The organism is Dyadobacter sp. HNCC25DJ185, assembly GCF_056895195.1.
Genome location: NZ_JBXHAR010000008.1, coordinates 231175 through 257476 on the forward strand (window position 1 = coordinate 231175; position 26302 = coordinate 257476).

Sequence of the window (26302 nt, forward strand, 5' to 3'; positions counted from 1 at the left end):
GAACAGGCTTATTCGGTCTTCAGACTTTTCACCGGATTGAGCAATGCCGCGCGGACCGCCTGGAAACTCACGGTAAGTAAGGTAATGCCCATCGCCCCGGCGGCTGAAACCGCAAAAATCCACCAGGAGATCTCCGTGCGGTATTGGTACTTTTCGAGCCAGCCATCCATCAGGTAACCGGCAACAGGCACCGCGAGCACACAGGAAATGACCACGAGTATGATAAAATCTTTGGATAAAAGCTGCCATAGATTGGCCACAGAAGCTCCCAGCACTTTTCTGATGCCGATTTCCTTCGTCCGTTGCTCGGCTACAAACGAGGCCAGGCCTAAAAGCCCGAGCGCGGAAATAAAGATCGCGAGAATCGCAAAGAAGCTCGCCAGCTTGCCGATCCTTACCTCTGTTTCAAACTTACTTGCATAGCTTTCGTCTACAAACCGGTATTCAAAATCATTGTCCGCGCTGTATTTCTTAAAAACGGACTCAATCGCGCCGATCGCTGCTGCTCCGGAAGCATTGGGATTTACTTTGATAATCAGATGGTTCAGATAGCGCCTACCCAGGTAAAATAAGGTCTGCTTAGTGGGCTCATAAGGATTTTGCGTGATCATATTGCGGACCACCCCAATGATATGTACCGTTTCATTACCCCATTTGATGGTTTCCCCGATCGGATTTTTGAACCCAAGGTACCGGGCGGCAGCTTCATTGATAACGATCCCCGATGAATCCGAAGCAAACTTCTCTGAAAAATCGCGGCCGGAAATCACTTTCCATCCAATCGCTTTCCCAAACTCATAGGTCACACCATTGGTCACAAACTCTTCCTGCATCGAAGGATCTTTCCCTTTCCAGTCCAGCCCGCTATTCGTAACATACGTATTGGTGATCTCCGACTCAGAAGCGGCAATCTCATCTATTTTGCCTGTTTTTTTCAAATCGTCCCGAAACGCCTGAAAGTGGTTCTGGACAGCACCTGCACCTATGGTGATCAACCCATCGGACTGATACCCGACCGGTCTGTTTTTCGCAAATTGGATTTGCCTGAAAACCGTAATGGTGCCGATGATCAGGGTAACCGACACGGTAAACTGGACCACTACCAATACTTTCCTGGGCAACGCCGCAAAACGGCCGACACTGAACCGCGACAACGAACCGCCTCCCTTCAAAACCTTTACCGGCTGAAAGGACGATAAATACCAGGCCGGATAGCTTCCCACCAATATCCCGGTGAAAGTCGCGAAGCATACAATGGCGATCCAGAAAACAGGGTTAGTCCATAAAATCACGATCTGCTTGTTGGCTACTTCATTAAACCAGTTCAGGCTCAGCTGCACCAGCACAACGGAAACCATTGAGGCAATGGCGGATACCAAAAAAGATTCGCTCAGAAATTGGCCGACCAGTTGACTCCGAAACGAGCCAATCGCCTTACGGACACCGATTTCCTTTGCACGTTTTTCGGACCGGGCTGTATTCAGGTTCATGAAATTGATGCAGGCCAGCAGCAATACAATCAGGCCAATGATTCCAAACAGCCATACGAACTGAATGTTGCCGCCCGCATTTACGCCGTTTTTGAATTCTGAGTATAAATGCCAGTTATCCATGGGGTGAAGAAATATTTCAGGCTTGTTTTTTCGGGCATCCTCTGGTACTGCATTCGATTTAGCCAGCCTGATGTTCTTCGAAACCGTTTCCATGTCCGCTTTTTCAGCCACCAGCGCGTACGTCTGGAACCAGCTCGCTCCCCAGGGATTCTGAAGTATCCGTTCCAACCCCTGACTTTGCACCATCAATTCCCAGGGGGCAATAAAATGCAGGTCCGCGAAGGATGAATTTCGGGGCAGGTCTTCATAAACACCCGTGATTTTCACGTCGAGCTTATCGTCGAGCCGGATGATTTTGCCGGTAACTTCCGCGTCGCCAAACAGCGCTTTCGCAGTAGATTCTGACAGCAAAACACTATTCAAGTCGCTCAGGCCAGCGCTGCTGCCCTTTTTCATCTTCAAAGAGAGCATCTCGGCGATGCCGGGCTCCATATAATTGCCCTTTTCCTTGATCTTCCGGTCGGCCAGCGATAGCACGTGGTCGCTGATCCAGCCGCTGCGGACGACCTGGCTGAAATGAGCGCCGTAACTATTCTTCAGTTCCGGCCCCAGCGGCAAAGGCACATTTCCCCAGGTCTGCACTTCACCATTGAAAGTCTGGTTCTGCATCACCTGCGCAATGCGACTATGATTTGGATACTGCTTGTCAAAGGAGACTTCATCATAGATCCACAGGCCGATCAGAATCGCTACCGCCATACCCACGGCAAGGCCGCCTATATTGATGGCAGCGTATCCTTTATGCTTTGCGAGATTCCTGATTGCGATTTTTAAATAGCTCTTTAACATAGCAAGGCTGGTTGATTGGGTTTGGGAATATCGTTCTGATCTCTTTTTGGCTGCAAATGGTCTTAGTAATCTGAAAACATTGAGGATGTACAGCCATCGGGCGTACCTGCCACCCCGTTTTTTAACCCAATGCGCGTACATTTCTACCAAGTCGCCCTGCACTTCTTCCGAAGTATCCGGGTGACCGAAACGGGCCAGCAATCGGGCAGCCCAACGGGGAGGTAAGGATTTCATTCGCTTTTTAACGATTTCACCGGATTGAGCAATGCCGCCCGGACCGCCTGGAAACTCACCGTCAGCAAAGTGACCAGCAGTGCGGCCCCGGTCACCGCAGCAAAGATCCACCAGGAAATTTCTGTCCGGTACTGGTATTTCTGAAGCCAGCTGTCCATCACATACCAGGCAATCGGTGCGGCGATGAGGCAGGAAATGATCACGAGTAATACAAAGTCCCTGGATAATAGTTGCCAGAGGTTCACAACCGACGCGCCCAAAACTTTTCTTATGCCAATTTCTTTGGTGCGTTGCTCGGCAAGGAAAGACGCTAGCCCGAATAGTCCGAGACAGGAAATGAAAACCGCCAGAATCGCAAAGAATGTCGCCAGCTTACCGATCCGCTGCTCGGCTGTAAATTTGCTTTCGTATTCCTGGGAAGCGAACTGATACTCGAAAGGAGTTTGGGAAGCGTGCCTTTTAAATACCGTTTCGATCTTGCTTAATGCTTCACTGCTCGATACCGTCGGCTTGATTTTAATATTAACCACATTGAACGGCCTTTCCCGGTTGTCCACCATAAAGACTGTCGGCATAATCGGTTCGAAGGGCGATTTCATCACCATATCCTTCACCACCCCGATCACTTTCCAATCTTTCCCATGCCATTTGATGATTTTGTCCACCGGATCTTTCAACCCCATTTGCTGGATGGCCGCCTCATTAAAGATAAAACCCGAGGGGTCGGTGGAGAACTCTGGCGAAAAATTGCGCCCTTCCTTCATTTCCCAGCTCACTACCCTACCGAAATCGGGATCTACGGAAACCGTACCGAAACTGGCCTGGACGTCGGGATCCTTTCCTTTCCAGTCGAGGTTATTGGCTGAAGACCATACGCCCGTCATGGGACTGGATGATTCCGCAACGCCCGAAACCACGTTCGTCCGCATCAGGTCATCCCGGAACACGGCGTAATGGTCATGAATCTCCGAGGTAACGATGGGAATCGTGATCAGTCCGTCCCGGCTATACCCCACCGGGCGGTCTTTGGCGTGCATAATCTGCCGAAAAACAACAATGGTCCCAATCATCAGCGTAACCGAAACCGTAAACTGGATAACCAGCAATACTTTCCGGGGAACAGCCGCAAAACGTCCTGCCCGGAATACGCCCTTTAGCACAGCGAGCGGCTGAAAAGAAGACAGATAAAAAGCCGGATAACTTCCTGCAATTAACCCTGTCAGCACCGAAAACCCAGCCGCGCAGGCCCAGAACAGCGGATAGTCCCAAAGAAAAACCATTTCCTTGTCGGCAATTCCATTGAAAAACGGAAGCGACAAAACGACCAGCCCGACCGACAGCACAAATGCCAGCAGCACCACCAGGAAAGACTCGCTGAAAAACTGTGCGATCAGCTGCCCGCGTACAGAACCTACCACTTTACGGACCCCTACTTCCCTCGCCCTTTTTTCACTCCTCGCGGTGCTCAGGTTCATGAAATTGATGCATGCCAGCAGCAGGACAAAAGCACCGATGACACCAAACAGCCAGACAAATTGAATGCGTCCGCCCACACTGACGCCATTGACGAAATCGCCATGGAGGTACCAGCGGTCCATGGGAAATAGAAAAATGATCGGCTTGGAAGCATCTTTCTGGAACTGGTAAAGCAGGTTTCCAATCTTTTTATTGATTGAAGCCAGATTGAAATTTGAATTGAGCAAACCATAAATCTGAAATGAATTGCTGTGCCAGCTGTCATCCGGAATTCCATTCGGAAATAGCAGACCGATCGGCGCAATGAAATTCAGATTGTGAAAATGGCTGTTCTTCGGAATGTTTTTGTAAACGCCGGCAACCTTCTGCAAGAAAGTATTATTCAATTTTACAGACTTGTTGACTGGATCCGCATTGCCGAAAAGAGTGGTGGCCAATGCTTCACTGATCAGCAAAGCATTAGGGTCATTGAGTGCGGATTGCGGCCCCCTTACCATTTCAAGGGACAAGATCTCGGGGAAGGAAGCCTCTGCGAATATCCCTTCCCTGGAAAAACGCTTGTCTTCAAAGGCAACGATCTGTTCGTTTGTGGCTGTCGCGGCAACCTTTTGGAAGTCCATTCCATAACCGTTCCTGAGCTCAGCGGCCAGCGGGATCGGCAAAGACGAAAAAGTTTCTATCCCGCCGCTGATATGCTGGTTTTCGTATACCTGCACAATTCTGTCGTAATTTCTATGGTAGTGATTGAAACTCAGCTCATCGTAAATCCAGAGCCCGATCAGCATGGCTACCGCCATGCCTGCGGCAAGACCGCCCATGTTAATGGCCGAATAACCTTTGTTTTTCAAAAGATTACGAAATGCGATTTTGAAATAGTTACGGATCATAGCAGGGCTAAGGGAATAAGTTTGGGAATAAAATTCAGGTTTTTTTTCTCTTGCAAACGGCCTCAGTAATTTAAAAACACTCCATACATACCACCATCTGGCGCGCTGCCCGCCGGCCGTTTTGCTCCAATACCCGTACATCTCCAGCAAATCCCCCTGGACTTCCTCCAATGTGTTAGGGTCGGCAAACCAGGTCAGCAGCTTTCCGGCCCAGCGCGGCGGTGTCGGCTTCATTCTGATCTCAGTGATTGGACGGGATTAAGCAATGCTGCCTTGATCGCCTGGAAACTTACGGTCAGCAATGTGAGGGTTAACGCGCCGGCCGCCGACAATGCGAAAATCCACCAGGAGATTTCGGTCCGGTACTCATATTTCTGAAGCCAGCCAGTCAGCGCATACCATGCAATGGGTGACGAAATAAGGCAGGAAACGATCACCAGCAGGACAAATTCCCTGCAAAGCAATGTCCATAAATTGGCAACAGATGCGCCCAGCACCTTCCTCACGCCGATCTCCTTCGTCCTTTGCTGGGCCGTAAAAGAAGCCAGTCCGAACAATCCAAGGCAACTCACCATAATGGCCAAGGCAGCGAAGAAAGCCGCAAGTTTTCCGATTCGTTCTTCCGCGCGGAATTTAAGCTCGTGCTCCTCGCTGACAAAATTGTAGATAAATGGACTGGCCGGGTTATATTTTTTAAAAATCGCTCCTACCCTGGCCAACGCCGAGCTGGCGCCCATGGTCGGGCTTAACCTCATGGTCATGAAATTCATCCATTGATAGTTCAGAAAAAATACCGTCTGTTTCACCGGCTCGAACGGTGAATCCGTTACCACATCTTTAACGACACCGATGATTTTGTATGCCATTCCACCCCACTTCACTTCCTGGCCGACAGGATCTTTCAGGCCCATGTATTTAATGGCGCTTTCGTTCATGATCAGCCCTGCCGAATCTGTGCCAAAGGAGCGTGAAAAATCCCTTCCTTCTTTGACCTGCCAACCCACGGTTTTTCCAAAATCGTGGGTACAGGCTACTACATTAAAATCGACAGGCATCTCGGGGTCTTTCCCCTTCCATTCCAGCCGTGAATCGCTTGAAAAAACACCGGTTGTCGGGCTTGATGATTCCGCAACGCCGACCACCGCGCCGCTCTGGAGTAACTCATGATGAATGATCGCATAATTTTTCTGCAGGTCGGGCATGTTTATCCTGACGTTCAATAAACCGTTCCTGTCGTAACCGATCGGACGGTTTTTGGCAAATTGAATTTGGCGGAATACGATGATCGTGCCGATGATGAGCGTCACGGAAACCGTGAACTGCAATACCACCAGTACTTTCCGGGGGGCCGAAGAAAACTGACCCAGGCGTAATGCAGCGCCTTTCAGGATCTTGATGGGCTGGATCGATGACAGGAAAAGCGCCGGATAACTCCCGGCAATCAGGCCCGTAAACATACAAAAACCTAATACCAGTAGCCAGAAAATGGGGTTACCCCATAAAATAACAATCTTTTTATCCGCGATCTCATTAAACCAGGGAAGCGTCAGCCGGACAGCAAGCAACGACAAAACAAATGCCAGAGCCACCACCAGATACGATTCGCTGAAAAACTGGGCGACTAGCTGGCCCCGCACCGAGCCAACCGCTTTGCGTATACCCACTTCCTTAGCCCGTTTTTCCGACTGGGCCGTCGACAGGTTCATGAAATTGATGCAGGCAAGCAGCAATACAAACGCGCCGATGATGCCGAACAGCCACACAAACTGGATGCGCCCGCGCACGGGAACCCCATTTTCCCATTCGGAATACAGGTGCCATCTGCTCATGGGATGTATAAAAATCTTTGGGCTGAACTTCGCTTCCTCAGGCAGGTGTTTTGCTCGGATTTTACTGATCCTAGCCGAAACCGCATCAAATGTCGCATTCCGGGCGACCTGGGCAAATAGCTCAAAAGAGTTGACTCCCCAGTTATCATCCACCCTACGCACCCATTCCTGATCGGCCTCAAATTGTTTCCAGGGAGAAAGGAAGGTAACTTCACTGAATTCCGAATTAGCCGGGAAATCTTCGAAAATTCCAGCTACGGTGACGCTTAATTTATTATCAATCCTCACCACCCTGTGGATAGGGTCTTCATTCCCGAACAACGCTTTCGCGGTGGACTCTGCCAGCAGAACGGATGTAGGATCTTTGAGCCCTCCGCCAGAGCCTCTCACGATCTTCATGGCTAACATTTCCGGAAAACCAGGCTCCACATAGTATCCCCTTCGGGCCAATTGCCTGGAACCGTTGGTGAGTATACGCTCTCCGGTCCCGTGGGATAAAATCAGGTGGTCAAAATAACCTGCGTACTCATTTTTCAATGCCTTTGCGAGAGGGATTGGGACCCAGCTGCCAGTAGCAGTCTTGCCATCGACTGTCTGTTGCTGCATGATCTTTCCAATCGTCGCATAATGCTGAATCCCTTTATCAAAACTCAGCTCATCGTAAATCCAGAGCCCGATCAGCATGGCCACCGCCATGCCTGCGGCAAGACCGCCCATGTTAATGGCCGAATAACCTTTGTTTTTCAAAAGATTACGAAATGCGATTTTGAAATAGTTACGGATCATAGCAGGGCTAAGGGAATAAGTTTGGGAATAAAATTCAGGTTTTTTTTCTCTTGCAAACGGCCTCAGTAATTTAAAAACACTCCATACATACCGCCATCTGGCGCGCTGCCCGCCGGCCGTTTTGCTCCAATACCCGTACATCTCCAGCAAATCCCCCTGGACTTCCTCCAATGTGTTAGGGTCGGCAAACCAGGTCAGCAGCTTTCCGGCCCAGCGCGGCGGTGTCGGCTTCATTCTGATCTCAGTGATTGGACGGGATTGAGCAATGCTGCCTTGATCGCCTGGAAACTTACGGTCAGCAATGTGAGGGTTAACGCGCCGGCCGCCGACAATGCGAAAATCCACCAGGAGATTTCGGTCCGGTACTCATATTTCTGAAGCCAGCCAGTCAGCGCATACCATGCAATGGGTGACGAAATAAGGCAGGAGATAACGACCAGCAAGACGAAATCCCGGGATAACATCTGCCAGAGGTTCGAAACCGAGGCGCCGAGTACCTTGCGGATACCCAATTCCTTGGTGCGTTGCTCGGCAACAAATGAAGCCAGTCCGAAAAGGCCAAGGCAGCTGATCAAAATGGCAAGCGATGCAAAGCAACCTGCCAGCTTGCCGATACGCTCCTCGGCGCGGAACTTGGCATTATATTCCTGACCAACGAATTTATAATCAAAAGGTACATTGGGCGCGTACTTCCTGAAAACCGTTTCGATCTGGCCCAGTGCCCTGTCCGGGGTAACTGTTGGTTTAAGCCTGATACTCAACACATACGCGGGCCATGGGGCGATATAGTAAATCGTCTGCTGCACAGGCTCATACGGCGACTCCATAATCATGTCCTTCACCACGCCGATTACGTGCAGGGGCTGATCGCCCCAAAAGATCGTCTCTCCAACAGGGTTTTTCATCCCCATGAACTTCACCGCAGTTTCATTTAAAACAACAGCCAGGTTATCCGTAGAAAAGTTCCTGGAAAAATCCCTGCCCTCCTTGATCTTCCAGCCAATGGTTTTGCCAAACTCATAGGTAACCCCAAACGTTGCAAATGGCTTATCGCGGCTCATATCTTTTCCCTTCCAGTTGAAGCCATTTTCGTTCTGCCTTTTTTCGGTGACCGGTGTGGTCGTTTTTGTGACATCCACCACCACATTCGTTTGGAGCAGCTCATTGCGGAATGCGTCAAAATGCTCGTGAATATCAAGGGTCGACATATCGATCATCACCAGTCCTTCTCTATTGTAACCCACCGAACGGTTTTTGGTAAACTGAATTTGCCTGAAAACAATGATGGTCCCGATAATCAGGGTGACCGAAACTGTAAACTGGATCACCACCAGTACCTTGCGGGGAACAGAAGCGAAACGGCCTGCCTTAAAAGTTCCTTTCAGCACTTTAACAGGCTGAAAAGACGACAGGTAAAGAGCGGGATAACTACCGGAAATTAATCCTGTAAAACCGGCAAAGCCAATCCCCATCACCCAAAACCAGGGATTTAGCCATAAAATGCTGGTTTTTTTATCCGCGATCTCGTTGAACAATGGCAAAAGGAGAGATGCCAGCAGCAGCGATAGCCAAAAAGCAATGCCCGCGATCAACATCGATTCGCTCAGAAACTGCGAGATCAATTGTCCGCGCATCGAGCCGGAAGCTTTCCGGATACCTACTTCCTTGGCCCTTTTTTCGGAACGGGCGGTGCTCAGGTTCATGAAATTAATGCATGCGAGCACCAACACAAATGCACCTATTATTCCAAAAAGCCATACATATTGAATCCGCCCGCCGACGTTTACGCCATTTTTCCATTCAGAATATAAATGCCAGCGGCTCATTGCCTGTAGGAAGATGACAGGCTTTGAGCTCATTTCTGCTTTACTGATCCTGTTCCGCTTGGCATCCTTAATGGCTGCTGACACTACATCCATATCAGCATGGTCGGCGATCTGGGCAAAAACTTCAATAAAGTTGTTTCCCCAATTCTCTTTGTTTTTGATACCATAGCGAACCTGGGATGTATAAAGATCCCAGGGGGCTATGAAAGCCAAATCTTGGAAAGTGGTGTTGTAAGGCAGGTCTTCATAAATCCCGGTTACTTTTACATCGAGACTATTGTCAATTTTAAGCAACCGGTTCATCGGATTTTCCGCGCCGAACAGGGCCTTTGCCGTAGATTCCGACAACAAAACGGAACGGGGATCTTCCAGTCCTGCCAAACTGCCTTCCAGCATTTGAAGGCCCAGCATTTCGGGGGCCTGAGCACCCATGAACCGTCCGGTCTTATTGAATTTTTTATCGGAAAATGTCAGGATGTGATTGACCGATGCGGTCGAGCTGGCTATATACTTGAAATGACTGCCATAAGTCGTGCGTAACTCATTGCCGAGCGGGGCAGGCCCCTCCGACTGGGTCACAATATCTCCTCCCAGGTCAGCCGTCTGCATGACCTTGGCAATACGCTTGTAATTTTTATGGTATTGGTCAAATGTTACCTCGTCGTGAATCCAGAGCCCGATCAGCATGGCCACCGCCATGCCGATGGCAAGGCCTCCGATATTGAGGGCCGAATAGCCTTTGTTTCTCAAAAGGTTACGAAATGCGATTTTCAAATAGTTACGGATCATAGCTGGGCTGAGAAAATAGGTTTGCGGATAAAATTCGGATCTCTTTTCACTTGTAAACGGCCTTAGTAATTTAAAAACACTCCATATATACCGCCACCTGGCCTGCTTTACGCCGACCACCCTGCTCCAGTGCATAAACATTTCCAGCAAATCCCCCTGGACTTCTTCCAAAGTGTTCGGGTCCCCTAGCCGGGTCAAGAGCCTTCCTGCCCAGCGTGGCGGTGATGGTTTCATTCTGATCTTAAAGATTTGACGGGGTTCATCAATGCTGCCTTAATGGATTGGAAACTCACCGTCAGCAAGGTGATCAGCAGCGCTCCTCCTCCCGCGAGAGCAAAAATCCACCAGGACAAGTCCGTTCGATACTGGTATTTCATCAGCCAGTTTTCGAGGAAGTAATAGGCTATTGGCGTTGAAATCGCGAATGCGATGATCACCAGGACTACAAAGTCTTTGGACAGCATGCCCCACAAGTTCAGCACCGACGCGCCCAGCACTTTCCGTACCCCAATTTCCTTGGTACGTTGTTCGGCTATGAACGAAGCCAGACCAAATAAGCCGAGGCAGGAGATAAAAATAGCGAGTACGGTAAACACCAGGGCCAGATTACCCACCCGCTCCTCACTTGCAAACTTCTGGGCGTATTCCTGATCGGCGAACTTATAATCAAATGGAGCGGATGGGATATGTTTTTTGAAAACTGCCTCTATTTTGGGCAATGCTTCCGCTGCGCTGACGTTCCGGTTGATACGGATATTGAACCAGTCATAGCCATTTTCCAGTAAAAAAACGGTCGGTATCGTGGGCTTATAGGGCGACATGGCGACCATATCCTTCACCACGCCCAATATTTTGTACGTCTTCGGTTTTCTCCAGCCCGGGTTCCATGTCAGGAATTCACCGACGGGTTTTTTCAATCCACTGAGCTTCGCGAAGGATTCATTGACCACCAAACCCGACGAATCGCTGGCAAAAGTGCGTTCAAAATCCCTTCCGCCACTAAATTGCCAGCCTACCGTTTTGCCATAATCAGTACTGACCGGAAGAGTACCACAGCCTTCAGGACATTTTATTTCATTGCCTTTGAAAGAAAAACCACCATTCCACATGGTAATATTGGAAACAGAGCTTCGGGATTCTGCGATTTCATCCACTACGCCGGTGCTTTTCAATTCTTCCCTCAGCACATCGATCTTGCCCTTAAATTCAGCAGTCTTCTGTTCGATCTGCAGCAAACCCGCGCGGTTATAACCAATGGGGCGATTCTTGGCATGCTGGATCTGGCGATAGACCATCAGCGTCCCAATAACCAGCGTAACCGATACCGTAAACTGTACCACAACCAATACTTTACGCGGAAGGGCGGCGGTGTTCCCGGTACCAAAAATTCCGGATTTCGACATTCCCAGGTCGGGCGAACCTTTCAGGACCCTGACCGGCTGAAATGAGGATAGATAGAATGCCGGATAACTGCCCGAAACGAGGCCGGTCAGCGCAATAAAACCAATGGCCGCAAGCCAGAAATAGGGATTCGCCCACGGAAAACTAAGCTGTTTGGCAGCAACATCATTGAACCAGGGCAGTGCCGCGTTCACCAAAAGCAATGTGACCGCAAAAGCCAGGAAAATCACCAGGAACGATTCACCGAAAAACTGGCTGATCAGTTGGCCGCGCAAAGATCCGATTGCCTTTCGGATACCAATTTCCTTCGCCCGACCGGTGGAACGCGCTGTGGAGAGGTTCATAAAATTGATGCACGCCAGCAGCAAAACAAATAAGCCGATCAGGCCGATGAGCCACACCATTTGGGCCGGACCGGAATCTTCCACATTGAAGCCGCCATGCAAATGCCAGTCGCTCATCGGCAGCAGGTTAAGCTGAGGCTCTCTGGCAAGGGTCTCCTCGGTACCCTCTAAGGCTCTCAATTTGTTGAGCTCCATGTCTTTGATGAGGGCTGAAACCTGTTTAAAATCCGCGTCAGGCTGGATCTGGACATATACCGAAAGAAACCAGTTATCCCACTGCTGCTGCAACACCCACGGATTTTCAGAAGTCCACAACGCAAACGGGGCAAAAAACTTGACATCCTGAAACTCCGTATTGTGTGGCAGGTCTTCGTAAATACCTGTTACGCGAGCATTCAGGGTTGCGTTGATTTTCAAAAGCTTATTCATGGGATCGGCTTCTCCATAAAGGGCCTTGGCGGCCGATGCCGAAAGCATTACTGAGTGCGGGTCGTTCAATCCCGCCCAGCTGCCTTTGATCATTTTCAAAGACAGCATTTCGGCTATGCCTTCTTCGATGAATTGGCCCCTCCGGGTCAGTTTCACTTTCCCTGCATCCAGAATACAATCCCCTGCTTCCCTTGCGGCCAGGATATGTTTAAAATATTTTGCGTAATTCTCCTTCAGCTCGGTGGATACAGGAAAAGGCAGGTTTGTATTGGAATATCGCTCCCCTCTCCTCTTCCCCAGTTCAGTAACCTTGGCAATGCTGTCATAATTTTTGTGATAGGTATTAAATGACAGCTCGTCCCAGATCCACAGGCCATTCAGAACGGCCACCGCCATCCCCACGGAAAGCCCAATGATGTTAATAGCCGAATAACCCTTGCTCTTGAGGAGGTTCCGGAATGCGATTTTTAAATAGTTGCGTATCATATCAGGGCTGAATAAATGACTTACTGAATGGTATTCTGATCCTTTTTGTCTGGCAAACGGCCGCAGCAATTTCAATGCACTGATCGCATACTGTCTGTCCGCTTTTTGTTTCCCCCCGTTGTGATACCAATACTGGTACATCTCGAGCAGATCACCTTCTAATTCCTCTTTTGTAGCGGGATCTGCCAGCCAGGACATTAATTTAACCGCCCAGCGAGGTGGCTGCCGGTTTTCGCCGCTCCTACTCACTTCTCAACGATTTCACCGGATTCATCAACGCTGCTTTGATACTTTGAAAGCTGATCGTCACCAGGGCGACCAATACGGATATTGCCCCTGCCGCGGCGAACATCCACCACTCGATATCGATTTTGTAGGCAAAGCCTTGCAGCCATTGGGTCATCAGCCACCAGGCCAGCGGTGACGCAAGTACGATCGAAAGCGCAACCAGTTTCAGGAAGTCTTTGGAAAGCAAGCCTACAATACCTGCTACCGAAGCACCCAACACTTTTCGTACGCCGATTTCTTTGGTTCGCTGCTCTGCTGTGAACGTAGCTAACCCAAAAAGTCCCAGACAGGAGATGAAGATCGCCAGGAAGGCAAAGTAATTGGATAACTTGCTTACTACCTGCTCACTCTGGTACTGCCGCGCATATTCCTGGTCGGTGAAGCTGTAGGTAAATGGATATTTGGGATTCAGTTTTTTCAGGACCCCCTCAATCCCGGTCAGTGCCCGCGTGGTTTGCCCCGCTCTTAGCCTGACGATCATATTGCCAAATCTTCTGTTGAACTGCAAGCCAGCAATCAACGGCCTGATTGCGCTGTGCAGGGATTGGAAATGGAAATCTTTCAAAACGCCTACGATCGTACCGGGCCTGTCCCCCCATTTGATCTGCTTGCCCACCGGGTCTTTCAAACCCATCACTTTTACGGCCGCCTCATTGATCAGGAAGGCGGAGGTATCGGTCGAAAAGGCCTTGGAGAAATCGCGCCCGTCGACGAGTGTCAGGTTCATGGTTTTTACGAAATCATAACTTACCCCGAGCGGCGTAAACCGGACCTGGTCGTTCGGGCCGCTGCCTGGCCAGGTAATCCCCTCCGTGCCGGAACCATTCGAAGCCGGGTTGGCGGTCATCTGCGAGATATCCTTCACGCCGGGAACCTGCGAAATCTCTTCCCGCAGCACATCGTAATTTTTACCTAAATCGCCCTCTAACGGAAAATAGATCAGGTTTTCGCGGTCATAGCCCAGATTTTTATGCTGCACGTAGTCCACCTGTCGGTAAATAATGATCATACCGACGATCAGGATAACAGAAAGCCCGAACTGGAAAACAACCAGTCCCTGCCTCAGGAACGCCGATTTGGTATCAAATTTCAACCGTGACGACGGACCGGCACCTTTCAGTATCCGCACAGGGTTCAGCGACGACAGGAACAATGCAGGGTAGCTGCCCGCCACCAGCCCGGTGATCAATAATAAACCAGCGAGGATCCCCCAGAAAGAGAGTTCGTTAAACGGCATCGTGATCTGTTTTTCTGTCAGCATGTTGAATGACGGCAAAATGAGCCCTACCATCAGAACGGCCAGCAGGATCGAAAAGACAGTCAGCAGGATGGCTTCTCCCATAAACTGTCCGACCAGCATCGAGCGCATAGCCCCGACCACCTTTCGTACACCGACTTCCTTCGCACGTTTGGCAGAACGCGCCGTAGCGAGGTTCATGAAATTGATGCAGGCAATGACCAATATAAAAACCGCAACCAGACTGAACAACCGCACATATTCGATACGTCCGCCATCCATATGGGCGTCTTTGATATTACTGTTGAGATAATATTCGTGAAAAGGCTGCATGGCGAGCTGGGTTTTGAACTGCTTGCCCTGGTCGCGGTTATATTTGTCGAGCAAATGCTTGATCTTGGCTTCCACCTTCGCGGGATCGGCATCCTTCCTGATTTTGAAAAATGTGAGCGGATCGGTACTACCCCAGCCTTTTGCCCATTCATTATCTTCCGAGAAGTTCTCCCAATTCCGTAAACAGTCAAATTTCAGGGTACTGTTTTTGCCGATATTCTCAAAAACTGCGGTGACCATCATCTCTTTGCGGTTGTCAAAACGGATCGCCTTGCCGATTGCTGCCGCCGGACTTCCAAAGAAAATTTCTGCCATGTTTCTGGAAATCGCCAGACTGTTGGGGGCTTTTAATGCCGCTTCCGGCGTACCTTCCAGAAGCCTGAAGCTGAACATTTTGAAAAAATCCGTACTGACGGCATTCAACTGCTGTTTTTGTACTTTATCTCCTACCGAAAAGGTTTCGCTGCCCGGCCACTCGTAAGCCGTGGACATCTCGATCTCCGGGACGGATTTCTTCAATTCCTCCGCCAGCGGGCCAGGCGTCCAGATCACACCCTGCACCTTGCCGCTGAAAAACTCCCGCATGTAAATGCGATAAAGCTGGTCCTTATTGGCGTGAAAAGCGTCGATGCTCGTTTCGTCTCTGATCCAAAGCATGATCAGCAGACTGCAAGCCATGCCCAGTGCAAGACCAAGCACATTGATCCCCGAAAAAGTCTTGCTTTTGATGAGGTTCCTGAAAGCGATTTTGAAATAGTTACGTATCATATCATGGCTGAATAAATGGTTTCGGGGGTATCTGAAAGCTTCCTTTTTTCTTGAAAATGGTTTCAATAGTTTCACCGTGTTCCACACATACTTCCATTTGGCGATGCGGGGACCGTGTTTTTTTATCCAGTAGGCATACAATTCCAGCAGATCGCCTTGTAGCTCCTCCCGAGAATCCGGGTCGGAAAACCAGGACAGCAGCTTTCCGGCCCAATGCGGCGGCCGGCGCTCATTCACTCCTCAACGATTTTACCGGGTTCATCAGCGCCGTTCTGATTGATTGAAAGCTTACTGTGCAAAGCGCGATCATTATTGCCAGCAAAGCGGCTACGGCAAATGTCCATCCGCTGATTTCAATGCGGTAAGGATAATTTTTAAGCCATTCATTGATCGCGTAGTAAGCGGCCGGAAAGGAGAAAACGAATGATATTCCAACCAGCCTCAGAAAATCGGAGGATAGCAGTTGCACAATGCTCGCGACCGAAGCACCCAGTACCTTCCGGATGCCGATCTCTTTCATGCGTTTTTCGGCAGACAGCGTCGCCAGTCCAAACAGCCCGATCGCAGAAATGAAAATCGTCAGCACGGCCCCGAAAAGCATGATCTGTTTCCATTTTCCTTCCGCCTCATACTTTTTAAGATTTTCCTCATCAATGAATTTGTACGAGTAAGGGCTTAACGGGAAAATCCTCTTAAAGGACTTTTCAATAGCATTCAGGCTGGCCGTTTCCGTGCCGGACTTGATCCTGATGAACGCACGCCCATAGGCATTTCCGGGTTTCATCGTGAAAAGCTGCGGTTTGATCTCCTCACTCAAAGCCTGATAATGGTAATCCTTTACAACGCCAATGACTTTGTATTTTTCATGATTAAGGTACCAAAAATCGAGCTCCTCCCCAAGCGGGTTTTTCCAACCTGCTTTTTTCACAAACGCTTCATTTACAATCACAGATTGCGTCGAATCGGTAGCTAATTCGGGGGAGAAATTCCGGCCTTGCACCAGCGGAATTTTCAACATGGAAAGATATTCGGTACCGACGGTCTCCCAGTCGAAATTGATTTCCCTCCCATCGTCAGCCTTGGCTGCTGTACCCCAGCGTCCCCCGTTTTTGGGCGCGACGGCCAGTATATTCGGGTCCTGCAAAAGTTCATCCTGAAACTGTTTTGCCTCCTGCCGGGTAAGGTCACGCTTATCGACACTGATGAGGTTTTCGTCATCGTAACCCAGCTCCTTGGAAGTGAGGTAATTAAATTGGGAGCGGATGGTCAATGTTGCGATAATCAGAAAGGAAGCCAATGAAAACTGCACAACCACCAGCGATTTCTGAAGGTAATTTTTACCGGTAAAACTAAACCTGCTGTACAAAGTCTGCACCGGATCATAACCCGATAAAATGACCGCCGGATAAAATCCTGCCAGCAACCCGGTTAACAGAAACAAGCCCACATATCCCGCAATCAGTTTCATATCAAACAGATAGGACAACTCCAATGCTTTGTTCGAAAGCTCATTGAATGTTGGCAAAACCAATTCGACCAGCAGAACGGCCAGCACAAATGCCACAAAACACAACACAAAAGACTCTCCCATAAACTGCATGACAAGCTGCGACCTGCCGCCGCCCACTACTTTCCGCACACCGATCTCCTTCGCCCGCTTTAATGACCGCGCCACCGTCAGGTTCACGAAATTGATGCAGGCAATGAGCAGGATAAACATGGCAATGCCCGACAGGATGTATGAAAACATCGGTTTGCTTGCATGCAGCAGTCCGTTGTCAGGCGGAAGCTCGGTGTTCAGGTGAATGTTGGTATAAGGCTGAAAGGCGTAGTACCGTTTGGTTTTCATACCAAACTTTTCGGTAAGCGACTTGATCACATCCCTGGCATCTGCCTGGTAAAGCCTGTTTATTTTGGCTTCAAGTGCTTTAAGACCGCCCGGATTTTGAGCAACCTTTTCATCAAGTAAAACAAAAGTGTTCAGCCACGTATTGAACCAGGCCTCGGCCACCATTTCCTCCTTCCGTTCCTCTATCGGCATCAGGACTTCAAACTGGATAGAGGAATTTTGAGGTGCCTTTTTGGCGACGCCGGTTACCTGGAAGGGCGTTAACTTGTCGCTTTTGTCAGAAAAGTCCTTGAACATGACCGTTTTTCCGACCGCGTCCGTCGTACCGAACTGCTTCATCGCCATTTCTTCCGAAAGCACCACGGACCGGGGTTGGACCAGCGCAGTTTCAGGATTGCCGCTGAGCAACGGAAAGGAGAATATCTTGAAAAAGTCCCGGTCGGCGACATTCACGGTCTGGCTTTTGATCTCATCTCCTAGCTTCATATCCGTCCGCTGCTCCGTGAACCGAACAAATGTTTTAATTTCCGGTGCCCCGGCCGAGAATTTAGGTCCGGGTAAAAAGCCTGTGAGGCCAGACTGGGATTCAAGGCCGCCTGTTGGCAAAACAGATTTGAATACTACCCTGTAAATATTGGGGTTATTGACATGAAATCGGTCGTAACTGACTTCGTCTTTCGCATAAAGCATGATCAGCATGGCGGCTGCCAGACCCATACTCAGGCCAATGACATTGATCGACGCATACACTTTGTTGTGCGCCAGTGTTCGTAATGCGATTTTAAAATAGTTACGTATCATATCATGGCTCATTAAATGGGTCCGGGGATAACTGAAAACTTCTTTTCTTGAAAACGGCCTTAACAGTTTGAGGACGTTCCATACATACTTCCATTTTGCGATGCGGTCACCGTAGCTTTTAGTCCAAGAGGCGTACAGCTCCAGCAGGTCGCCTTCTAATTCTTCCCGGGAATCGGGGTGCGAAAACCAGGTTAGTAACCGCTCTGCCCAATGCGGCGGCTGGCGCTCATTCACTCCTCAACGATTTTACCGGGTTCATCAGCGCCGTTCTGACCGACTGGAAGCTGACCGTAAAAAACGTAATGAGAATGGCCAGCAGAGCTGCTGCACCGAAAGTCCAGGCACTGATTTCGATCCTGTAAGGGTAGTTTTTAAGCCACTCGCTGATTGCGTAATAGGCTGCGGGGAACGCAAACACGAAGGACAGCGCAACCAGTTTGAGAAAGTCCGACGAAAGCAGTTGCACAATACTGGCAACAGAAGCACCGAGCACTTTACGTATCCCGATTTCCTTGGTACGCCGCTCGGCCGAGAGCGTCGCCAGCCCAAACAACCCAATGGCTGAAATAAAAATGGTTAATATGGCACCGAAGAGCATGATCTGCTTCCACTTGGCCTCCGCTTCGTATTTTTTCACATTCTCCTGGTCCACAAATTTGTAGGAATAGGGATTCATAGGAAACAGCTTCTTAAAGGTCCTTTCAATATGTCTGAGGCTGGCAGTTTCGGTCTTTGGCCTGATTTTGATAAATACCTTCCCGAATCCGTTTCCGGGTTTCATCGTGAACAGCTGCGGTTTGATTTCTTCGTTCAACGCCTGGGAGTGATGGTCTTTCACGACACCGATCACCTGGTATTTCTGGTCTTTCTCGTACCAGAAATCGACCACTTTGCCAATTGGGTCTTTCCAGCCTGCTTTTCTCACAAAAGCTTCGTTCACGATCACCGATTTGGTCGAATCCGTGGGGAACTGAGGAGAGAAGTTTCTTCCTTTCAGCACAGGGATTTTCAAAAGGGGCAGGTAATCCGAGCCTACGGTTTCGTAATCAAAAGTAATTTCGGTACCATCGTTGACCTTGGCCCCGGTTCCCCATCGCCCACCGTTCTTGGGTACCACTGCGGTAATCCCCGGGCTTTTCACCAGCTCGCTTGCAAACAATCCTGCTTCACTTCTGGTCAGGTTTTGTTTGTTGATGCTGATCAGGTTCTTATCATCATAACCCAGGTCTTTGGTTGTGAGGTAATTGAATTGCGACCGGATCGTCAGCGTCGCGATGATCAGAAAAGAGGCCAGGGCAAACTGGACGACAACCAGGGATTTCTGAAGGTAATTTTTGCCCGTGAAATTGAACCGGCTGTACAAAGTCTGCACAGGATCGTAACCCGACAAGATCACCGCCGGGTAAAAACCCGCCAGTAAGCCGGTCACGATAAACAAGCCTATGTAAGCAGCGACCAGCTGCAGATCAAACAAATAACTCATTTCCAATGCTTTATTGGACAGCTCGTTAAAAGTGGGCAAGACAGCCTGTACCAGCAAGATCGCAAACGCGAACGCCGCAAAGCACAGCACAAACGATTCGCCTAAAAACTGCATGACCAATTGAGAGCGGCCGCCGCCAACCACCTTCCTTACGCCGATCTCCTTCGCTCTTTTTAAAGACCGGGCCACGGTCAGATTGATGAAATTAATGCAGGCGATCAGCAGGATGAACAGTGCAATACCAGAAAGGATGTAAGAGAACATGGGTTTACTGGCATTGACGAGGCCGTTTTCAGCTGCCAGCTCGGTACTGAGATGGATATCCGTGAAAGGCTGAAGTCCATAGTAACGCTTGCTTTTCAGACCATACCTTTCCGCCACCATCTTAATCACATCTTTTGCATCTGCCTGGTAAATGTGGTTCATTTTGGCTTCAATGGCCTTCATTCCGGCTGGCGACTGGCTTGCTTTGTCATGAAGGAGTACGAAGGTATTCAGCGATGAATTGAACCAGGCTTCCCCCTCCATTTCTTCCTTCCGCTCCACAATGGGCATCAGGACATCGAATTTGATCGAAGAATTTTGCGGGGCTTTCTTTACTACGCCGGTTACCTGATAAGGGAAGAACTGCTTGCCTTCCGTAAAAGGATCTTTGAACAACATGGTTTTACCCAACACATCAGTGGTTCCGAACTGCGTTTTTGCCATTTCTTCGGAAATGACGACAGACCTGGGCTGGCGCAGCGCAGTTTGGGGGTTACCACGGAGCAACTGAAAAGAAAACACATTGAAAAAATCGGGGTCCGCCAGGTAGATGTGCTGGCTCGTCACATCATCACCTTTTTTCAGATCGTCCCAGTGATCTGTAAAACGTGCGAATGCCTTTATTTCCGGCATTCCCGCGGTAAATTTCGGGCCTTGCAAATAACCGGTAATGGCCGAATTATATTCGAGGACACCCGTGGGAAGAACAGACTTGTATGTGACCCGATAAATGCTTTGGACATGCTGGTGAAAACGGTCATAACTGACTTCGTCTTTGGTATACAGCATGATCAGCATGGCTGCCGCAAGGCCAAGGCTCAGGCCCATGACATTAATAAAAGCGTAAACTTTGCTATGCGCGAGCGTTCTGAAAGCGATTTTTAAATAGTTCCGTATCATATCAGGGCTGGATAAATATGTTCTGGGATATTCTTTTACTCGTTTCGATCTGGCCAATGGCCTCAATAACCTAAATACATTGATGATATATAGCCGGTTAGCCTTTCGCGTACCGACCGAATGCTGCCAATGGGCGTACAATTCCTGTAAATCACCGGCGGTCTCTTCCAGGGTATCCGGATGACCGAGCCAGGCTAAAAGTTTTGTTGCCCATTCGGGCGCTTTGTTACTCATTTCTCAAACTTTTCACCGGGTCCAATAGCGCCGCCTTCACACTTTGAAGACTAACAGTCAGCAAAGCCGTTGCGGTCATCAAAAGGCCCGTCACAGCGAACATCCACCATTCAATTTTGATCCTGAACTCGAAATTCCGCAGCCATTGGTCCATTGCATACCACGCAATGGGCGAAGCAATGACAATTGCCACCAGGACCAGTTTCAAAAAATCTTTGGAAAGCAAACCAATGATATTGCTGACCGACGCGCCTAATACTTTCCTAACACCGATCTCTTTGGTACGTTGCTCGGCGGTAAATGTCGCCAACCCGAAAAGTCCCATACAGGCAATCAGGACCGCCAGGAAGGTGGACACCTCAATTAACCTGGCTGTGCGGGTCTCCGACTGATAGGCCTGCGCAAGCGTATCGTCCAGGAAGCTGTATTCAAACACCTGATTGGGATACGCTGCTGTCCAGGCTTGTTCGATATGCGTTAATGCCGTTTTTACTGAAGCCGGACTCGGTTTTTCGCTTTGCAGCTTGATGCCCACCTGATAATAGTTGTTGGGAACAACCTGGATGATCGTCGGGTCTATTTTCTGGTGTAATGAATTGACATTAAAATTCCTGGAAACACCAGTGATGGTCGCAAACTCATTTCCATCTCCAAAATAAACCCTTTGACCAATGGCTTCCTGAGGACTGGCGATCCCTGCACGGTCCAGGAAAATTTCATTGACGATTACTTTAAAATCAGTGGTATCGCTATCCTTCAATGGTTCCCCGGCCAGTAATCTGATTCCGTATGTATCCAGATAATGCGAGTCGCCCATTTTCATCTGGGTTTTGATCTGGGTCACTTTCGGCCCATTGCGGTATTCCATCGCCTGCATCCAGTTGCTCTCCGCAGACGCACTGTTGAATGAAAAACTGACGTCTTTGATCTGCACTGATTTGGTCAGCTGATTGCGCAGCATCTCGATTTTCTCGGGTTTATTATCGGGTAAGCCGACTGTGATGATCGCCGATTTGTTAAAGCCCAGGTCGGCATTTCGGAAAAAGTTAAGTTGCCGGTTGATCAGCATGGCACTGGTGATCAATACCAGCGAAACTGTGAACTGAACCACCACCAGCCCCTGCCGCATAGAGAACCACTGGCTTGTGTGAGGTGCCACATTATTTTTCAAAGCCCATATCGGCGCCATCCCCGACAACCGGAATGCCGGATAAATACCCGCCAATAAGGTAGTAAGCACAGCAAGTACTGCCGCAAACAATGCGGTTTGCCAGGTGAATAGATCTTCCTGCGTTAACGGCACCGCCAGGGACGTGGCCAGCAAAGGCAGCGCAAGCACGCTGATCACGATCGCTGCTGCAATTGCCAGTAGTGTGATCAGGCCCGCCTCGGTCAGAAACTGGAATACCAGCGATTTACGGTTGCTGCCGATCGCTTTGCGGATACCGACTTCTTTCGCACGTTTGAATGCCTGCGCGGTGCTGAGGTTGATAAAATTGAAGCAGGCAATCAGCAATACCAGCAGCCCGATGAACGACAGTGTTTTCAGCAGGCTCACATTCGCGGTTCTACCGCCCAGGTTTCCGGAATAATGGATTTCTGACAAATGGTTGAGCTTAAAACGTTTGTCGGGCAGGGCTTCTTTACCCATATATTTCGAGACAATATGAACAAAACGGCTGTCCAGCTGCCTGGGATTAACCCCGTTTTTCAACAATACAAACACCTGAAAGTTGTCACTCCACCCATTCCAGCGGTTCTGATCGTAGCCGGGATCGACATTTTTCAAGGTCAGAAATGATACAAACATGTTAAAAGGAAAGCTGGTCGTGGATGGGTAATCAGCCACAACTCCGGCGACAGTCAGGTCCTGTTTGTTATCCAGCCTGATTACTTTTCCAAGCGCATCGGCTATACCAAAATATTTGACTGCATAGGAGCGCGTGAGCACAACCACATTGGGCTGCGACAATGCCCGGCGGGGGTTTCCCGAAAGCCATTGGTAATCGAGCGTGCGGAAAATACCGTTGTCGGCAAATACAAACGACTCCCTGAATTTTTTCTCACCGGCAGCCATCGTATTCCCGCTTACACTCAGCAATGGAGCCACGATTTCCGCCTCTGGTAAATCAGTCCTCAATGCATGGGCCATACCCGTGTAGGTTCCGGGATAAGTGTGTTTTTCCTTGATATTTTCCGTTTCAACCCGGTAGATCCGACCGAGATTCGACTGGGCCAGGTCGTAGCTCGTCTCGTGCCTGACAACCAGGAAGATCAGCACCGCACAGGCCATGCCGACGGCCAGCCCGGTAACATTGATGATGGAATAGCCTTTGCTTTTGGAAAGGCTTCTGAAAGCGATGGTCAAGTGGTTTTTTATCATGGCCGGACTCAGTATGTAGGTTACGGGATATTTAAAAGATCGTTTACGCTTTGCAAAAGGCCTTAACAGTTTTAATACATTCCATATATATCGCCAGTCCGCCTGCCGCTTTCCGACGGTCTGCGCCCAATAAGCGTACATTTCGAGCAGGTCGCCCTGAACCTCTTCCAAAGTATTCGGGTCGCCGAGCCAGGACAGTAACCGGACACCCAAGCGGGGAGGTAATGATTTCATATCATTCACTTCTCAGGCTTTTGACCGGATCCAGTAATGCGGCTTTGATGGCCTGGTAGCTGACGGTCAGCAGGGTTACGGCCAGTGCGCCAGCGGCTGACACCACGAAAATCCACCAGGAAATCTCGGTGTGATATTGGTATTGCTGCAACCACCCATGCAGGAAGTACCAGCCGATCGGGATAGAGATCAGGCAGGAAATAATGACCAATACCACAAAGTCTTTGGAAAGCATCTGCCACAAACTGCCCATTGAAGCGCCCAGCACTTTGCGGATGCCGATCTCCTTGGTACGCTGCTCAGCTACGAACGATGCCAGTCCAAACAGCCCCAGGCAACTGATCAAAATCGCCAGGATCGCGAAGAAGGTAGCAAGCTTGCCGATACGCTCTTCCGCGAGAAATTTCTTGGCATATTCCTGGTCCGCGAATTTGTAATTGAATGGTAAGGCTGGGTCGTATTTTTTGAATATAGCCCCAATCTTTTCCGTCGCTTCGCTTGCGCTGGCATTCGGATTGAGCTTGATATTGAGGAAATTACCATAACCTCTGCTCAGATAAAACAAGGTTTGCTTCACCGGCTCGTAAGGCGAAGTCATCACCATGTCATTGATCACGCCAATGATATGGTAGGTCAGATCCCCTTCCCGGATGATCTGCCCAATCGGGTCGCCTTTCAGTCCCATGAATTTGATGGCGGCCTGATTGATCACCATACCCGAAGAATCCGTCCCGAATTCTCTCGAAAAATCCCTTCCCTCTTTAAACTCCCAGCCGACTGTTTTCCCGAATTCTGGGGAAACGCCGATCACCGCGAAATCAGACTCCTGACTTGGCTCCTTTCCTGCCCAGGAAAATCCGCCATTGACATGCCAGACACCCGTAAGAGGGCTTTCGGATTCTGCCACTTCCAGCGCAACGCCCGACTTTAAGAGATCGTTACGTACCACATCGTAATGGTCATGAAGCTCGGGCGTAGTGGTCTGAACATACAACAGACCATTCCGGCTGTATCCGATGGGACGGTTTTTGGCGAACTGGATCTGGCGGAAAACAATGATTGTCCCGATGATCAGGGTAAGCGAAACGGTGAATTGGACAACAACCAGAACTTTACGGGGTAACGCAGCAAAACGGCCCATCCGAACAGTCCCCTTCAATACCTTGACCGGCTGAAAGGATGACAAATAAAAGGCAGGGTAGCTTCCTGCAATCAGACCTGTAAAGAGACCGACTGCTAAAATCAGCATCCAGAACACCGGATTCGACCACAAAATGACCATTTTCTTATCTGCCACTTCATTGAACTGCGGCAGGATCAACCATACAAAAAGCAATGAGATCATCGTCGCAATGCCGACGATTAAAAGCGGTTCGCTCAGAAACTGTCCTATCAACTGTCCTTTTAGCGAGCCAATTGCTTTGCGGATGCCCACTTCCTTTGCCCGCTTCTCTGAACGTGCCGTGCTCAGGTTCATAAAATTGATACAAGCCAAAAGCAGTACGAAAACCCCGATTATCCCGAAAAGCCAGACAAACTGGATCCGTCCGCCCGCATTGACTCCATTTTTGAACTCGGAATACAAATGCCACCTGCTCATGGGGTGCAGGAATACGGCGGGCTTTTGCCGCGCTGTTTCGCTGCTTACTTTACCAAGTTTGATGTCTTTGATTTTGGCTGAAATCTTCTCCATATACTCTGGTCCGGCAGGCACATGATCAGACGTTTGTGTGAAGATCTGAAAGGAATTGTTCTCCCAATTATTCTCGCTGTTTTTAACCCAGTCGCGTATCGCCACATTCAGGTTCCATGGCGCGAGATACTCCATGTTGCTGAACTCGGTATTGAACGGCAGGTCCTCATAAACCGCCGTTACCTTCAAAGAGATCTGATTATCGATCTTGACGATTTTATCCAGTGGATTGGTATCCCCGAAAAGGCCTTTGGCTGCGGATTCGGAGAGCATGATCGAGTAGGTGTCTTTCAGTCCATTTTTTGAGCCTTGCAATATTTTCAATGAAAAAAGGTCGGGCGCCCCGGGCTCAATGTAATTTCCAGTTTTCCACAGGCTGTTATCGCCGAACGATAAGGTATGGCCTTCTGTCCACGACGACAGCACCACATATTTGAAATCATTTCCGTAGGTCGTCCTCAACTCAGTGGCAAGTGGTACGGGAAGCGCATTGATAGTCCCGTAGGTTCCGTTGGAAAGCGAATGCTGCATGACCTGCGCAATGCGGTCGTAGTTCTTATAGGATTTATTGAATGACAGCTCATCATAGATCCAAAGCCCGATCATGATTGCCACTGCCATACCGGTTGCCAAACCGAAAATGTTGATAGCTGAATATCCTTTGTTCTTCAAGAGACTTCTGAACGCGATTTTGAAATAGTTACTGATCATATCATGGCTTGATAAAGAGGTTTCGGGATACTTTTCTGATCTTTTCGATTTGGCCAGCGGCCTCAACAACTTAATTACATTAAGAACATATCGCCTGTTTGCTTTCCGTCGGCCTTGTGTCTCCACCCAGTGAGCGTATATTTCGAGCAGGTCGCCCTGGATTTCCTCCGCTGCATCGGGATCGGCCCACCAGGCGAGTAATCTGCTGGCCCAATGAGGCGGCTTTGGCTTCATA

Annotated in this window: 10 protein-coding genes; all 10 read right to left on the minus strand. The window is 49.4% G+C overall.

Translation table 11 applies throughout. The features are described from left to right. Positions 1–8: 8 nt before the first annotated feature. The 10 genes from AC1XUF_RS23195 to AC1XUF_RS23240 are packed head-to-tail and all read right to left on the minus strand — an operon-like array spanning position 9 to position 26301. Entirely contained in the window at positions 9–2636 is a 2628-nt protein-coding gene (locus AC1XUF_RS23195; RefSeq protein WP_483344233.1) for an ABC transporter permease, read from the minus strand. Continuing rightward, entirely contained in the window at positions 2633–5233 is a 2601-nt protein-coding gene (locus AC1XUF_RS23200; RefSeq protein ID WP_483344234.1) for an ABC transporter permease, read from the minus strand. The genes AC1XUF_RS23195 and AC1XUF_RS23200 overlap by 4 nt, the downstream gene beginning before the upstream one ends. Beyond that, positions 5230–7848, minus strand: a complete 2619-nt coding sequence (locus AC1XUF_RS23205) for an ABC transporter permease (protein ID WP_483344235.1) — start codon at positions 7846–7848, stop codon at positions 5230–5232. The genes AC1XUF_RS23200 and AC1XUF_RS23205 overlap by 4 nt, the downstream gene beginning before the upstream one ends. Then, a complete protein-coding gene (locus tag AC1XUF_RS23210) occupies positions 7845–10463 on the minus strand; it encodes an ABC transporter permease (RefSeq protein ID WP_483344236.1) in 2619 nt (872 codons plus the stop codon). The genes AC1XUF_RS23205 and AC1XUF_RS23210 overlap by 4 nt, the downstream gene beginning before the upstream one ends. Then, entirely contained in the window at positions 10460–13138 is a 2679-nt protein-coding gene (locus AC1XUF_RS23215; RefSeq protein ID WP_483344237.1) for an FtsX-like permease family protein, read from the minus strand. The genes AC1XUF_RS23210 and AC1XUF_RS23215 overlap by 4 nt, the downstream gene beginning before the upstream one ends. Next, positions 13131–15752: an ABC transporter permease gene (locus tag AC1XUF_RS23220; RefSeq protein ID WP_483344238.1), complete on the minus strand. Its 2622-nt coding sequence runs from the start codon at positions 15750–15752 to the stop codon at positions 13131–13133. The genes AC1XUF_RS23215 and AC1XUF_RS23220 overlap by 8 nt, the downstream gene beginning before the upstream one ends. Next, complete coding sequence (locus AC1XUF_RS23225) at positions 15745–18399, minus strand: ABC transporter permease (RefSeq protein WP_483344239.1); 2655 nt, start codon at positions 18397–18399, stop codon at positions 15745–15747. The genes AC1XUF_RS23220 and AC1XUF_RS23225 overlap by 8 nt, the downstream gene beginning before the upstream one ends. After that, on the minus strand, positions 18392–21046 hold the full coding sequence (locus AC1XUF_RS23230) for an ABC transporter permease (protein ID WP_483344240.1): 2655 nt from the start codon (positions 21044–21046) through the stop codon (positions 18392–18394). The genes AC1XUF_RS23225 and AC1XUF_RS23230 overlap by 8 nt, the downstream gene beginning before the upstream one ends. Beyond that, a complete protein-coding gene (locus AC1XUF_RS23235; RefSeq protein WP_483344241.1) occupies positions 21039–23663 on the minus strand; it encodes an ABC transporter permease in 2625 nt (874 codons plus the stop codon). The genes AC1XUF_RS23230 and AC1XUF_RS23235 overlap by 8 nt, the downstream gene beginning before the upstream one ends. 1 nt (position 23664) lies before the next feature. Beyond that, entirely contained in the window at positions 23665–26301 is a 2637-nt protein-coding gene (locus AC1XUF_RS23240; RefSeq protein WP_483344242.1) for an ABC transporter permease, read from the minus strand. Between the last annotated feature and the right edge of the window lies 1 nt (position 26302).